We start from the raw sequence: 13,904 nt of genomic DNA, 5'->3' as shown, positions 1-13,904 counted from the left end.
ATACAGGAGCCCTATAGGTGACATATACTATTAAAACTTTAAAGAGGAGAGAATAGTATATGAAGGCTGTAGTAACTGGTGGGGCGGGATTTATTGGTTCCCATCTTGTAGAAGAGCTCATTAGACAAGGCTTTAATGTCCACATAATTGATAACTTAATTTCTGGAAAGTATGATAATATACACCCTCTTGCTACTTTTCATATAGAAGATATATGTAGTGATCAAGCCAAACAAATCATTCTAGATGAAAAGCCTGACGTAGTCTTTCACTTAGCTGCTCAGGCAGATGTTTCACGATCTATCCAATCGCCTCAATATGACGCAGATGTGAACATAAAAGGAACTATAAATTTGCTGGAAGCCTGTAGAGATGCTTCGGTAGGTAAGTTTATATTTGCCTCTACTTCAGCTGTATATGGAAATCTACAAAAGGACTTAATTACTGAACAAGATGCAACTGTGCCAGCTTCTTATTACGGTCTGTCGAAACTAGCTGCTGAATCGTATATACGTCTATTTCATTACTTGTATAATTTACCATATACAATTCTTCGATACGGAAATGTATATGGACCACGGCAAACGCCAAAAGGAGAAGGCGGAGTAGTAGCAGTTTTTTTAGAAAGGTTGAGCAAAGGGCTTTCCTTTAATATTCATGGTGATGGGGAACAGACACGTGATTTTATATATGTAAAAGATATTGTTCAAGCTAATATTGCAGCAATTAAAAAAGGGAACCAAGAGGTTGTTCACGCCAGTACTACAAAGAAAACTTCAGTGAACGATTTATTAAAAAACCTTGAGTATATTCATGGTTCTAATATTGATGTTGTTTATACAGAAGGGAGACCTGGGGATATCAAACATAGTTGTCTCGACAGTGAGAAAGCACAAAAGCTATTAGAATGGTCTTCAAGAGTATCTGTTTTAGAGGGGTTAAAGGAAACATATACTTTCTCTAGAAAAAAAGCTTAGTATTTAAGCTTTTCTACATTTCTTAACTAGTTGTCTATTTTATTAACTATATGCTCATTAGCCCTAACATTTTAGGATAGGCCTGCATTTAATATTGTATAGCCTTGTACAATAAGACCCTTTAAGGAGCAACCCATATGAAACTAGAAGATTTAAAAGGGGCATATAGCGCCATTTTTAGTTTAGGCGATTTATGTTTGACATCTCTTCAACTGAGAGACAATAACTTAAGAAACTTTGCGGGGATTTTAGATTGGGTATCCTCACCGGATTTGAAAAAGGTAAACATGCTTTTGAAAAATCAGTTTGCTGACTTTTTAAACCCGGATAATTTAAGGATAATCCAGTACGTATCTGATTGGGATTTATTAGTGTGGGATGAAATTTATAATATAGGGTTTAACCACGATTTTAAGACTGATAAAAATACACTTTCTCACTTAGGAGGATACGGGGAGGTTAAAGAGAAGTACGATAGAAGAATTCAACGGTTTTTAGAGAATTTATCTACTGGCCAGCGTATTCTGTTTATTAGAACGGAAGCTAATAGTGAAGAAGCTGCAGAGCTTGAGAGCATTTTATCTACTATGATTGAAAGTGACTTTAGCATTCTGATTATTAATCATACGGATGTGAATGATTTAGTTGAAAAAGAATGGTCGCTAAATAAAGTTTGTGCTATTGAATTACCCAATCAAGATAAATGGAACGCTAATAATCATTATTGGAAAAGGATACTTGATGGTGTTTCCCTTTTATAAGTACGTTAGCTCTCCCTTTAATGTATTTATAAAAGGTTATGTTTTTCAAATGATATCCTTAGGAGATTTGAATGGGAAGAAAACTTCCATCATACTTACTTGGTGTATGTACTCACTTGCCTCTTGAAGCTTATTTAATATTTTCTATACATATAACCTCTATACAATACTAATGGACAAGTTGTATTAATTGAAATAGATGCAGTGCAAAAAACTTTTCCTTGCTAATGTTAAGGTGCTTTTCGAGGTGCCTATATAAAAGTCAATGTTAAAAAAATTAATTTGTTAACCAGATAAGGGGGAAAGGGTATGGATTATAAGCAAATAGAGTTGCAACAAGGATACGATATAACTGGAAAGCAACGTTATCGAATTATAACAGGAGCATTTATTGATAAGATTATAGCAGAACAAGTTGCAAAGGAAATAAAAGAACGCTACGGTCTTACTGTATACGTGATACCTGAGCACGTTGAAAAAGCTGAGTCTAATCTCTAATGTAACTTTATTTTCATTGTACTATAAATTAGAATAAGAATAGACAGCTAAACTATTTTTATAGAAATAGTCTAGCTGTCTATTCTTATTCTTGTAGAAGTATACAATGAATTTTATTATCTGTTTATCATAAGCTAGTATGAGAGAAATCATTTTTAGTGTTTCCCATCTTATCATGTTTTTCTTACATATGGTGAGTACTAGTTATTTTGACATCCACTCTTTGAGCTCCATTAACATCTGCTGGTAACTAGGAGTTGGATAACAAAGATCTGTTCGAGTACTAATAATAGTACGATCTAATATTACATCCTCATTAGGAATAATTTTGACATCATCTTTTTTAAAGATATCTTTAATCAATTCTAGTAATGCAAACTTTGATATTTTTTTCGGTGAGTGCAAATGATAGAGTCCGCAAGTATTATTTTCTAAGAAGAAATTAATTGCTTTAGCTAATTCTAACGTTGTTACTCCATTCCACAGTGCCTTTTTATACCCTTTAATTGAGCCCTTTTGTGTCATAAACCATAGGAATAAACCAATGCCATCCTTCTTTAACTCGGGTCCTATTATAGAAGTGCGGATTGTTAAATGTTTTTCGTCAATAATTTCACCTAGCTGTTTAGACTGAGCATATACAGAGGTACCGTCTGGAACATCGTTTTCTGTATAATCTCCTTTTTTTCCTGAAAACACACAATCTGTACTAATATGAATTAATTTTCCTTGATGCCGTTCAACAAATTTAGCTAACTGATGTGGAAGTAGGCTATTTACTTGAAAAGCATGCATTGGATTATGGCTAGCGTGTTCATTTAAAATTCCAATACAGTTAATAAGGACGTCTGGCTTAATAGATTCTATGGTCTCCTCAACATGTTTAAAGTTAGTTACGTCCAAGTAAATAGCCTTTTTATCCTTAGGGTCTCTTGATGTACAGAAAACATCATGGTTTGTATGCTGTATGAAATATCTAGTGATTACATGACCTGCCATTCCTTTTCCACCAAGAATTAGTACTTTCATTTAAATAAACCCGCCTTTCAGCAACATCTCTCTAATTTCTTCTTTACTAATTACTTGTTTACTTGAATCATATTTTTCTAGATTTACTTGAGCATAATTTAAATAATGTTCTTTTAAACCTTCAATATGAATTGGAGGTAGGATAACATAATACTCGTCGTCGTAAGTAACAGTTGTTGCACTTTCGTATTCAGATAACAGAAGCTCGTGAATTTTCTCTCCAGGTCTTACACCTAATATCTCAACTTCAACCTTTTCTTTTCCAGAAGCTTCTATTAACACATTAGCTAAGTCAATAATCCGACAAGTGGGCATTTTCATGACAAAAATTTCTCCACCTAGACTTTCAAATGTGGCTTTGAAAACTAGCTTTATTGCATCCTCTAATGTCAAGAAGAAACGAGTCATCCCAGGATCAGTAATACCGATTTTTCCTTTTTCTTGAATCTGTTTCTTGAATACATGAATAACGCTTCCGTTAGTTCCTAACACATTTCCGCCACGTATACAAACAAATTTAGTTTTAGTATTTAATGTGTTAGCGTGAATGATTAATCTTTCTCCCATTGCTTTAGATAAACCATAAAAATTAGCTGGATTTGACGCTTTATCAGTGGAGATATAAACGACTCTATCTACATCACAGCTTATTGCAGCGTCTATTACATTTTGAGTACCATGTACGTTGGTTTTTAAGGCTTCAATTGGTTGATCTTCACATACCGGAACATGTTTTAAAGCAGCTAAGTGAAAAATATAATTGACGCCTTGGCATGCTTCAATTAGCGCTTCTCTTTCTTTAATGTCTCCAATAATAAAATTCAATTTAGGATGGTTATCAAATTCTTGTTTCATGGTAAATTGATTTGATTCATTCCTCGAAAAAATACGTATTTCTTTAGGGTTATGTGTTAGTAGTTGCTTAACAAGTTCATATCCCCAAGAACCTGTGCCACCTGTTACTAAAATTGTCTTATTATTAAACACCTTTCATTCCTCCTAGTACAACTTTAATTACCTTGTCTGAAACATTTACATCACCATATCCTTCAGGGTAATACCAATTTTTTAATTGGTTCACCATTACATGAACACAAGTCAAGATTTGGTTAGCATCTATTCCTGACAGCATGTTACTTCCACATTGAATGGTTTCTGGTCTTTCAGTTGTTTTACGAATAGTTACCGTAGGAACATAAAACAAACAGCATTCTTCTTGAACTGTTCCGCTGTCTGTTAAGACACAAAAAGCATTTTTTTCTAAATTTACGAAATCGAAAAAACCAAAAGGCTCATGAAATTCTACTAACGGATGGACTTCTAGCAGTGAAATATTTTCTATTCGAGATTTAGTACGAGGATGAATACTACATATTATTCTCTTTTGGTAAAACTCAGCTACCATATTGATGCCTTTCATGATTTCCAACAGTCGATCTTCATGATCTACATTTTCCGCACGATGGGCTGTAACCAGAAAGTAGTCATTTTCTTTTAAGGACAGTTTCTCAAGAATGCTGCTTTTTTTTATAGCAGGTTCATAATGTTTTAAAACTTCGTTAATTGGATTTCCAGAAGTAATAATACGATTTGAGGGGATACCTTCTTTAATTAAATTTTCTTTACTTTGAGGAGTATAGGGTAGATTGAAGCTTGAGATTGCATCGATAATCCGGCGGTTTTTTTCTTCTGGCACTTCTAAATCAAAACAACGGTTTCCAGCCTCCATATGAATGACTGATATACCCATTCTTTCTGCTAGAATTGCGCTTAAACCACTATTAGTATCGCCTAATATTAAAACTTTGTCCGGCTTTTCTTTTAAAAATAGCTGTTCGAGCTCTTTATACATCTTCGATAACTGTTCACCTAATGAGAGCTGCTGATTAGCCAATATATAGTCTGGTTTGCGTATGTTTAACTCTTGAAAAAATACCTCACTTAATGAAGGAGTGAAATTTTGTCCTGTATGCACTAAAACGTGCTGTGAAGCATACTCATCTAACTTTTTAATAATGAGGCTTAAACGTATAATTTCGGGCCTTGTACCCAAAATAGTCATAACTTTCATTCTTTACACACCCTATTCACCTTATTTATAAGCATAATTACCCTCTCCTAATTCGCATTCGGCCCCTTATTTATTAAAATATGCTTTTCCTTTTTTCTTGCTATAGGCTAATCTATTAATCTTCCCAATAAAAAGTGATAAGTCTAAAATAATAAGCCTTCCTCTTTAAATTAATAAGAATGATGGCTGCTTTTTTGTGGTTCAATGTTTAAATCTTTCTCTGTAAGTTCTCTTCTAGGGGCTAAAATCTTATATTTTAGGCCGTCAAGTACGAATATTTAAAGAGTAAATACAGGGGGTTGAAAATCAGAAAAGACCTTGCTTCCTTTTTAAAAAGAAACAAGGTCTTTGGTGCTTAATTTTATTCTTATTACATAAAATTGTATGAAAATAGTTGTGGGAATTACGCCCAAAAATTAGTTATACTTAATCCACTCAGTACATAGTCCCAAACAGCTTCATCATTTGGGTTGTCTAGAGGTACTTGAACTGAACAAATTCCATCAATCGTCCAGTTCATATCTATTACGCCTTTTAATCCATCTAGAGGTTGAAGTAGTAGTATATTAAATGAACCGTTTACTAATTCTGATAATGTGGTCTTTAATTCTATCGCTTCTTCTGGAGTAGCTGCTCCCCATCTAATAAATAAAACAGAGGGGCTATTCCCAATTTTTTCAAAAAATCTCGTGATACGTTGATTAAGCTTTTCTTTATAAGAAGGATACATTACAGTCCAGTCTACATTTGGAATGATAGGGAAATCATGAACAGAAATAATGTTATAATGCATGTCGTGAATAAAATGAGCATTAACTGGTTCTGTTCCACCTTCTTCAGGGAAAATTGCGACTCCGTCATCAAGAAAATGAGCATACCCATCAGTTCGCTGCAGATTTTGGAGGTCCATAAATCCACTAAATCTATTTCTTAACAACCTAGTGACATCAGCAATTGAATTAGATATCATCCAGTCTAAAGGGAATGAAAACCTTCTCCAATTATGCCTTCTTAAATTAAGGGAGGGACCACACCAACTACCTAGCCCTAGCATTAAGTCATAAGATCCTTTAATATCCTGTAAATTCAATATAATCATCCCTTTGTATTTAGCAATTCTATTATAGTAAATGCTAAACCTTGTACATTTGATTGGACAAAGTGACTATATCTTTATAAGAAAGTGTTAGTTAAAAAGACACTGAGGCTAAACGGGAGAGATTTTTACATAACGTCCATTTAGTGACGTAGTAATATTCCATCTAGAACATAGTCCCAAGTCAAAACATTATTTGGATCGAGTGGTACATTGACCATACATACATTATTGATTTCCCAGTCAACTTCGGTAGGAGTCTGTATACCGTCTACGGGATTAAGGATAAGTATTCTAATCTGCGCTTTTGTAAGAGAGGATAAGATTTTTTGTAATTCAGTTGCTTCCTCATATTTAGCTCCCCACCTTATAAACAAAATTGATTTACTGCTCATCATCTTTTTCATAAACCTGTTAACTCTGTAATCAAGGTTTTTTTTGAATTTTGGATACATATCGGTCCAATCTTTATTAGGCACTATAGCAAAATCATGAGCTGAGAAGATATTGTAATAAGTGTCCTGTATAATATAAGATTTAGTTGATTTATATAGATTTTGATGAGGAAATCTAAGCATTTTATCATTAAAATATACATAATCTCCGCTGTCATCTACTAAACTCATATTCTCAATCTGCATAAATCCATTAAACTTATTCTGAAGTAGTCTATTTACATCTGAAAGATACGGAGAATAGCTCCAGTCAAGTGGACTTGAGGTAAAACTTCTCAAATTTAATCGATTCAGTTGTAGTGCAGGATTACAAGCACTACCTAAGCTAATGATTAAATCATATTGCCCTTTAACATCCTGTAAATTCACATTAATTCTCCTATTATTTAAATTTTTATATACACATATTTGATTGGTAGATTTACTTAGAAGACATACATGTACATGGTTATTCAGTAAGTTGCTCTTATAATATAAAAAGCACTGATAATCGGGGTTTCAGCGCTTTTTATACCCTTTATAGACCTGTGTTAAATAAAATTGTTAACACCCGCAATAGATGAATTCTTTAAAGTTTAATGCTAGCGAACTGCTCGATTTGCATTAATTCTTCCATAAGTCCAGTATAATCCTGTACCTGGTACTACATCGCACGTGGATTGAATAGTATTTCTAATTTGGAGATTGGTTTTTCCCTGAGCTGCTAACAAGGCTGCAAGTCCTGAAACATGAGGGGCAGCCATAGAAGTACCGCTTAGATATGCGTAATAGCTGCCTATATAAGTAGACAAAATTGTTGAACCTGGAGCAGCAACATCTACCCAAGTGCCAAAATTGGAAAAATCAGATTTTTGATCATTGCTATCTGTAGAGGCCACAGCGATTACATTTTGATAAGCAGCTGGGTATGTTGGGGTACTAGAAGCTTCGTTTCCGGCTGCAGCTATAACTACTACTCCTTGGCTCCAAGCGTAATTCACGGCATTCTCTAAAGTGATTGAACTTTGAGTTGAACCTAGGCTCAAATTAATAACTTTTGCTCCTGCATTTGTTGAATAGGTAATTGCATTTGCAATGTTACTCAATAGACCATTTCCACTGTTGTCAAGAGCACGAACGGGTATTATTGATGCTGACGGAGCCATTCCTGCAATGCCTAAACCATTCTCTGTAAGGGCTGCAGCTATGCCTGCTACGTGAGTTCCGTGTCCATTACCGTCGTTAGGAACTAGATTTCCATCTACAAAATTATAGCCAGGCCAAAGCTTAATAGATAGTTCAGGGTGATTTAACTGAATTCCCGTGTCTACAATAGCAATTTTTATATTTCCATTACTAGTAGTAACATCCCAAGCATCTGGGGCTTGTACCTTCTGAGGACCATATTGATAAGGAAAAAAGGGGTCATTCGGGGTATATGAAGCTTTAAATGTATAATCTGGTTCTGCGTATTCTACTTCAGTTAATTCACTATAGCGTTTAATTAAGTCATTAATCTTTTTTTTAGAATGTAAGACCTGAAAATCAAGATCTTTGTTGTGATATATCAGTGTACATTTATTCTTACGATGAATATTTACTTGTTTTTCAAAGCACACATTCTTTTTGAACTTTACAATGATTTGGTTTGAGTTCTGAAAATCATCAGCTTTAAATTCCTTAGTACTAGCGTTGATACGGCGCTTAAATAGTGGTGATGCCTTTTTTATTGGAATGGTTTTTAGGTTTTTGACTGATTGTTGTTTTAAAATCTTAATAATATATTTCACTGCATAAAACAACAGGATAACAACAGAAACTGATAAAGTAGTAGTTAATAAATGAAGCATTTGTTCCCTCCTAGAAATCGCACTCTTTATAGAGTATTCACGATGCATTAAAAGGGCTTGGACAGAGTCTTTATTTAAACAAATAATTGTGTATTTTAAGAGAGTTATTAAAAGTGAAAAGTTATCCTATCTGTCATATTACTAATTTATCTTTAGATAATGAGTGTTATGTCTCGCTTTAAAGCACCAAATTTGTAATTAGAAAGAAAGCCACTAGTATATCTAGTGGCTTAGTCTTTAAAAATCGCTAAATTCTTCGAGGTCATCGTCATCTAAAGGTCCAGAAACGTGTTCTAAATCTGCAATTTTGCCTTCTTTAATGCCCTGATTTCCTACAGGTTGTTCTACGTCATTTTGTGTATGAGAAAAGCCATTAGCCAAAATTATACGACAGGCATTGTTATTTATTCAGATGATGACACGCTGCGTATGAATGAGCAAATGAAGGCTTTAAAGGTGTGTGCAAAGGTGTACTGCAGAAAGTAGATGAGACTGGGAGTATTTATTTAAAATGATATCATTTTAAATAAAATAAATGTGATTGAAACATGCAATATGTCCTACACGTATACCAGCAAAATTTCCAAAACTTACTGGATTATACGAAACAGGACTCTATTATTTTAAATATACAACGCGCTTGCCAAGCTTTTATTGATTTAGCGATGCACATTGTAGCTGAAGAACGTTTGGGTTTTCCAAAAACGAGCAGAGAAGCTTTTGACATGTAGGAGTCTCAATCTATTATTACAAGCGAGATTGTTTATAGAATGAAAGCTATGGTAGGTTTCAAAAATATTGCTGTTCACGATTATCAAGCCATTAATCAAGATATTCTTCAGCAAATTTTGGACAAACATTTAAGTGATTTTACTACCTATACAAAGCAAATTCTTTATTATGGGCTTTGGAAAGGCATTGGTAAATATAAGGTGTATAGAAACTTACATATTATGTAATTAAGTTTGTGTTAGAACCTTTAGGCCTACAATCTTCGTTTTTGTTCTAAATGAATAGTTATATCTCTTAAAGTTGTATCTAATATATATTTAGACAGTAGGGAAGCATACTTTCAAGCTTCCCTACTAAATGCTTGTCCTAATTTAAATAATTAAGCTGTTTGCAGACCTTGGATTTCTTCAGCGTCTAAAACAATCACTCCTGCTGAAGTAGCGAAATAAGCTAAAGATCTTGCCTCATCGAAGCTTGAAAAAATAACGTTATTAATTTGAGTACCGCTTAAAAGTACACTTGCAATCGGTGTGCCAGGATCAAGAATTCTCAAAACCTCTGGAATCATACGCGGTGTCCCCCCTTGCTATACCAAATTAAATACAGATCATATGAATCTATATTTAATTTATTATATGTAAGTTTTAAGCAAAGGCTTGTACTATTTAATCATTTTCATTTAATCTTTTTTTGTGATTGAAAATAAGGACTTTAAGAGGGAATTGTTATATGAAATCTCTTTTAAGTCCTTACATATAATGGAGTTTTCATGCTAGCTAAAACTTCATACCGCCATCTATTACAATTATCCTTGAAGAAATTATCTCAGTGTTTGTAAATCCCATTCCTACGTTATAAGCATGAGTAGCTATTTTAGAATTAGGGTTCTTACTGGCTGTTTCTGCTGGGGGATTAATACTTACACTTCTTTTCTTCTTTTTTTGTGGGAAGGACTTGTCTACATAATACATACCATTTTTAAAATTATACTTCATATAATATGTTTGTATTTTAATCACCTTTTCTATACCCCTTATATTTTAGAGGGATTTTGCGAGATATTATTAGAATGGTTTTTTCTTCACTTCTCTTCAAAACTGAACTTTTTTTACTTTAGCATTTTTATTTCTTCTTCCACATTCTTTAACAATTACACCGTCTTGGTTCGCATTTTGTCCCCCATGTTTAGCAACCTGACCGCCCTGATTAGCATTTTGACTGTGGTTACCACTAATCTGTCCTCCAGTTTCTGCATGGTTATAAATATAAATGCTAATATAGGTGCAGTTTTTTTCTCTTTTTTTCTTTTTGTTTTTTGAGCTGCAATTAGATTTTTTATTATGATGAGAATTATTCCTTTCTATTTCAATCACCTCTTTTCTGATAAGTTAGGGAGAAGACGTGAGTAAATTCACTTTTACTCATTAATAGTGTATTCATAGGTAGACAAGCTGCAATATGAAAAAGCCTATATTTGGTAAAAAGAGCCTTTCATATTAGGTCTAGTGGCTGTTGTGATACGAGAGTAAGTACATTTAAATGTACAAGGGGTGTTTTTATTGTTAAAAGATCTAATTGGATGAACATTTCCTTCCTAAGGAAACTACGACTTCTAAAACAGCCTGTTATAAAAGCCAAGGGGGTTTAGGGGTTATATGTAATAGTAAAGCTCTTTTTCATATATTTGGATAAATTTTTTAAGGTGAAAGATTTTTATGTGTGATATACAGGCCATTGTATTGAAGAGATTTCTATACTATATAGGGTTTAAATATAGAAAGAACTATTGCTGCTTTTTTCCGTCAATAGTTCTTTCTATATTAAATATTCAGTTGTATAGGTTGAGGCTTGATTGAATTTTGAGTAATTAACAAGATGGTGGGATGCTTTGAGGGAAATGAAATAAATTTTCAGGATCATATTTAGCCTTTATTTCTCGAAGTCTTGCGAAGTTTGACCCATAATATGCTTTTCCGAACTTTTCAATATTTTGGTCTGGAACATTAACATAGGACCCTTTTACATATGGTTTCATTAGCTGACGTACTTTTTCAACTGATGCAAGATTGGAAGCTTCTTGGGATTTATTTTCCCAACTAGATGTCCATTCTGTATAAAACAATGGACGGCGCCAAAAGAAGGCTGTTTCATTACTTGGTACTCTGCTTAGAGCACCACCCCAATTTATAAAAAAGAAATTGGCTTCTGTACCAGTAGCTTCTTCTAAAAACTTTTTCATAAATGAAATAGGCTCTTCGGACCACAGATCAAGTCCCCAAGCCGATGAAAATTTAACACTCTGATCGGATCTGCCAGGGATTGGTTCGTCAGGGTCTAAGAAATCTATAGCATCTGGATAGGACAATGTTTCTATAACTGTTTGTGTTGGGGTTCCAGCATTTAGTAAAGGCTTTAACAATTTAGTCAGTTCTTTTTTTGAACCTAAGAAAATCCCTTCTGCATGACACAAACCATTTACTTTGCTGTAAATCTCAAGTATGCACCCTAATCGTTCGTCTACAAATGGTGCCCATTCTTGCCAAGTTTTAAATACTGTTTCTAATTGATCCCATGGCCAAATAATATTGAAGACGGTTGCAGTTTTAGGGGCACGGTGAACTTTAAACGTGTATTCGGTATTATATCCAAAGTTCCCACCGCCACCACCTCTAGAAGCCCAAAATAAGTCCTTATTGCAAGATTGGTCTGCTTGAAGAATATGGCCTTTGGCATCTACTGTTTCCAGGGCAAGAAGGTTATCGCTTATAAGGCCAATTGATCGTGAGACTACTCCAAATCCTCCTCCCATCGTAATTCCTCCAATTCCAACAGTGGGGCTATCTCCAAACGGAGCCATAAAGCCTTCTCGAGCTAGCATCTTTACAAGTGGACCCACGTGAATTCCTGTTTGAACCGTTGCAATCTCACTTTTTTTATCAAGGCAAACTCTATTCATGTCACTTACATCAATAACAATTCCGCCATTTACTACTGAAAGGTTCTTATCTAAAGCATGGCGTCCGCTTCTGACACGTAAAGGTACTTTATTTTCCTGAGCCCATTTAATAGCATTACTGACATCGTAAGAATTTTGTGCAAAAACAAAGACAAGAGGATAGACATCAACATAAGGGTTCCAGTTCTTAATCGCTTGTTGATAGCCAGGATCTCCCTTAAAGATGACTCGTCCTGTTAACGGTGTTGACATGTATTTCACTCCCAATAAAGGTTAGATTTCTAATATTAGTATATGTGAAAATAGGACAAACTCTTGGGTGAGTTATCTAGTAACTAAAAAATATATGCCAAGGTTGTTAAAGGTATTGTTTGTAATAAATATGTTTTAGAAAAGAAATTTTTATTATTAGAAAGGTTATGGATTAAGAAAAAAAAGAGGTTGCACCTATTTAGACATGATAAAAATTATTGAACTGAATGATTCTAATTTCTTTGAATGAATTACGTTAATTGAAGATTATGCGATTTAAGGAATTATACTAAGTTTATTTCTATCTGCGTCAATATATTAAGTTAGAAAAATTTCTATGATATTGGACGAGCGTACAAGCTTGTCCTTAGGTTTATACATATAATAAGTAAATGAATATTGAAAAGAGGGACAAAAATGATGCCAAGATGTATACCTGATGTTCCACGTTGTATGCCTAAGATACCGCATTGTCTACCTAAAGTGCCAAACTGTATGCCTAAGATACCAAACTGTGTACCTGACGTTCCAAATTGTGTACCTAATATACCTTGTACTTCTAAAGACTAATCGTTTTTATTTTTTATAGAATAGAGCAATAGTTAATTTAAAGCAAAAAGATTAATCTTTTTGCTTTTTTCTTGTTTCAACATATATTCTGAAGGGTATGGTACCTTAATTAAGTCTCGTTTAAGCTATGGAACACTATTTCATCAAATCTCTTATTTTGGGTTGAGTTATAAATTTTAGAACTGAAATATAATCGTTACCAATTCAGGTAGGAGATCAAAATACAACTAAAATAAAAAATAAAAAACTATTGATTTTTAAAAATAAGTGAATTATAATAGTAAAGCGTCGTTAAGAGAGAAAGCGTTGATAACGATTTTTAAAAAAGTTATTGACATTTGTTTAATGGATTGTTATGATATTAAAGTCGCTTAAGGGCGGCGCTTGAACTTTGAAAACTGAACAAAGCGACAAACGTCAACGTTAATTTTTATTTTTTAAATGAGCAAGTCAAACATTTCTTCGGAGAGTTTGATCCTGGCTCAGGATGAACGCTGGCGGCGTGCCTAATACATGCAAGTCGAGCGAACTGATTAGAAGCTTGCTTCTATGACGTTAGCGGCGGACGGGTGAGTAACACGTGGGCAACCTGCCTGTAAGACTGGGATAACTTCGGGAAACCGAAGCTAATACCGGATAGGATCTTCTCCTTCATGGGAGATGATTGAAAGATGGTTT

The 13,904-nt window shown here is 34.0% G+C and carries 13 protein-coding genes, 1 rRNA gene and 1 pseudogene; 5 read left to right on the top strand and 10 right to left on the bottom strand.

Features of this window, described 5'->3' with window-relative positions:
- Window positions 1-59 precede the first annotated feature (59 nt).
- From ACH6EI_RS26620 to ACH6EI_RS26610, 3 genes are all read left to right on the top strand, one after another.
- On the top strand, window positions 60-977 hold the full coding sequence (locus ACH6EI_RS26620) for an NAD-dependent epimerase/dehydratase family protein (RefSeq protein ID WP_028412738.1): 918 nt from the start codon (window positions 60-62) through the stop codon (window positions 975-977).
- 137 nt (window positions 978-1,114) lie between these two features.
- Entirely contained in the window at window positions 1,115-1,738 is a 624-nt protein-coding gene (locus tag ACH6EI_RS26615; RefSeq protein ID WP_033580840.1) for a DUF1796 family putative cysteine peptidase, read from the top strand.
- Between the two features lie 309 nt (window positions 1,739-2,047).
- Window positions 2,048-2,236 carry an SPOR domain-containing protein gene (locus ACH6EI_RS26610; protein WP_033580839.1) on the top strand — a complete coding sequence of 63 codons (189 nt, stop codon included), beginning with the start codon at window positions 2,048-2,050 and terminating at the stop codon, window positions 2,234-2,236.
- A 204-nt stretch (window positions 2,237-2,440) separates the two neighbouring features.
- On the opposite strand, the gene ACH6EI_RS26605 is transcribed toward ACH6EI_RS26610, so the two are convergent.
- The 6 genes from ACH6EI_RS26605 to ACH6EI_RS26580 all read right to left on the bottom strand — a co-directional run bounded on the left by ACH6EI_RS26605 (window position 2,441) and on the right by ACH6EI_RS26580 (window position 8,716).
- Window positions 2,441-3,265: a dTDP-4-dehydrorhamnose reductase family protein gene (locus tag ACH6EI_RS26605; RefSeq protein WP_033580838.1), complete on the bottom strand. Its 825-nt coding sequence runs from the start codon at window positions 3,263-3,265 to the stop codon at window positions 2,441-2,443.
- A complete protein-coding gene (locus ACH6EI_RS26600) occupies window positions 3,266-4,252 on the bottom strand; it encodes a polysaccharide biosynthesis protein (protein ID WP_014462133.1) in 987 nt (328 codons plus the stop codon).
- Window positions 4,245-5,336, bottom strand: coding sequence for a non-hydrolyzing UDP-N-acetylglucosamine 2-epimerase (gene wecB, locus ACH6EI_RS26595; protein WP_033580837.1), 1,092 nt, complete (start codon window positions 5,334-5,336; stop codon window positions 4,245-4,247). Before wecB ends, ACH6EI_RS26600 begins: the two co-directional genes overlap by 8 nt.
- Window positions 5,337-5,739: 403 nt before the next feature.
- Window positions 5,740-6,390, bottom strand: a complete 651-nt coding sequence (locus tag ACH6EI_RS26590; protein ID WP_309301333.1) for a DUF1796 family putative cysteine peptidase — start codon at window positions 6,388-6,390, stop codon at window positions 5,740-5,742.
- Window positions 6,391-6,575: 185 nt separating this feature from the next.
- On the bottom strand, window positions 6,576-7,256 hold the full coding sequence (locus ACH6EI_RS26585; RefSeq protein WP_049166409.1) for a DUF1796 family putative cysteine peptidase: 681 nt from the start codon (window positions 7,254-7,256) through the stop codon (window positions 6,576-6,578).
- Window positions 7,257-7,468: 212 nt separating this feature from the next.
- Window positions 7,469-8,716, bottom strand: coding sequence for a S8 family peptidase (locus tag ACH6EI_RS26580; RefSeq protein ID WP_053086232.1), 1,248 nt, complete (start codon window positions 8,714-8,716; stop codon window positions 7,469-7,471).
- Window positions 8,717-9,271: 555 nt separating this feature from the next.
- On the opposite strand from ACH6EI_RS26580, the pseudogene hepT reads away from it, so the two are divergent.
- Window positions 9,272-9,675, top strand: a pseudogene (gene hepT / locus ACH6EI_RS26575) (type VII toxin-antitoxin system HepT family RNase toxin).
- A gap of 152 nt (window positions 9,676-9,827) precedes the next feature.
- Here hepT and ACH6EI_RS26570 read toward each other — a convergent pair.
- From ACH6EI_RS26570 to ACH6EI_RS26555, 4 genes are all read right to left on the bottom strand, one after another.
- On the bottom strand, window positions 9,828-10,016 hold the full coding sequence (locus ACH6EI_RS26570) for a hypothetical protein (RefSeq protein ID WP_014462141.1): 189 nt from the start codon (window positions 10,014-10,016) through the stop codon (window positions 9,828-9,830).
- A gap of 208 nt (window positions 10,017-10,224) precedes the next feature.
- Window positions 10,225-10,467, bottom strand: a complete 243-nt coding sequence (locus ACH6EI_RS26565) for a hypothetical protein (RefSeq protein WP_014462142.1) — start codon at window positions 10,465-10,467, stop codon at window positions 10,225-10,227.
- A gap of 72 nt (window positions 10,468-10,539) precedes the next feature.
- A complete protein-coding gene (locus tag ACH6EI_RS26560; protein ID WP_014462143.1) occupies window positions 10,540-10,821 on the bottom strand; it encodes a hypothetical protein in 282 nt (93 codons plus the stop codon).
- Between the two features lie 494 nt (window positions 10,822-11,315).
- Window positions 11,316-12,656 (bottom strand): FAD-binding oxidoreductase, encoded by a 1,341-nt coding sequence (locus tag ACH6EI_RS26555; protein ID WP_049166408.1) that lies wholly within the window; start codon window positions 12,654-12,656, stop codon window positions 11,316-11,318.
- A gap of 1,029 nt (window positions 12,657-13,685) precedes the next feature.
- Between ACH6EI_RS26555 and ACH6EI_RS26550 the strand changes: the two genes are divergently transcribed.
- A 16S ribosomal RNA gene (locus tag ACH6EI_RS26550) occupies window positions 13,686-13,904 on the top strand; the annotation flags it as partial.

The sequence above is a fragment of the Priestia sp. JSM ZJ58 genome, assembly GCF_044383985.1.
Taxonomy (GTDB): domain Bacteria; phylum Bacillota; class Bacilli; order Bacillales; family Bacillaceae_H; genus Priestia; species Priestia zanthoxyli.
This window is presented reverse-complemented; position numbering and strand designations above follow the sequence as displayed.

Excerpts from the sequence above, each read along its gene's own strand:
- ACH6EI_RS26570 (WP_014462141.1), bottom strand. The coding sequence starts at position 10,016 with ATGATTCCAGAGGTTTTGAGAATTCTTGATCCTGGCACACCGATTGCA.
- ACH6EI_RS26610 (WP_033580839.1), top strand. The coding sequence starts at position 2,048 with ATGGATTATAAGCAAATAGAGTTGCAACAAGGATACGATATAACTGGA.
- ACH6EI_RS26580 (WP_053086232.1), bottom strand. The coding sequence starts at position 8,716 with ATGCTTCATTTATTAACTACTACTTTATCAGTTTCTGTTGTTATCCTG.
- wecB (WP_033580837.1), bottom strand. The coding sequence starts at position 5,336 with ATGAAAGTTATGACTATTTTGGGTACAAGGCCCGAAATTATACGTTTA.
- ACH6EI_RS26605 (WP_033580838.1), bottom strand. The coding sequence starts at position 3,265 with ATGAAAGTACTAATTCTTGGTGGAAAAGGAATGGCAGGTCATGTAATC.
- ACH6EI_RS26590 (WP_309301333.1), bottom strand. The coding sequence starts at position 6,390 with ATGCTAGGGCTAGGTAGTTGGTGTGGTCCCTCCCTTAATTTAAGAAGG.
- ACH6EI_RS26615 (WP_033580840.1), top strand. The coding sequence starts at position 1,115 with ATGAAACTAGAAGATTTAAAAGGGGCATATAGCGCCATTTTTAGTTTA.
- ACH6EI_RS26555 (WP_049166408.1), bottom strand. The coding sequence starts at position 12,656 with ATGTCAACACCGTTAACAGGACGAGTCATCTTTAAGGGAGATCCTGGC.
- ACH6EI_RS26620 (WP_028412738.1), top strand. The coding sequence starts at position 60 with ATGAAGGCTGTAGTAACTGGTGGGGCGGGATTTATTGGTTCCCATCTT.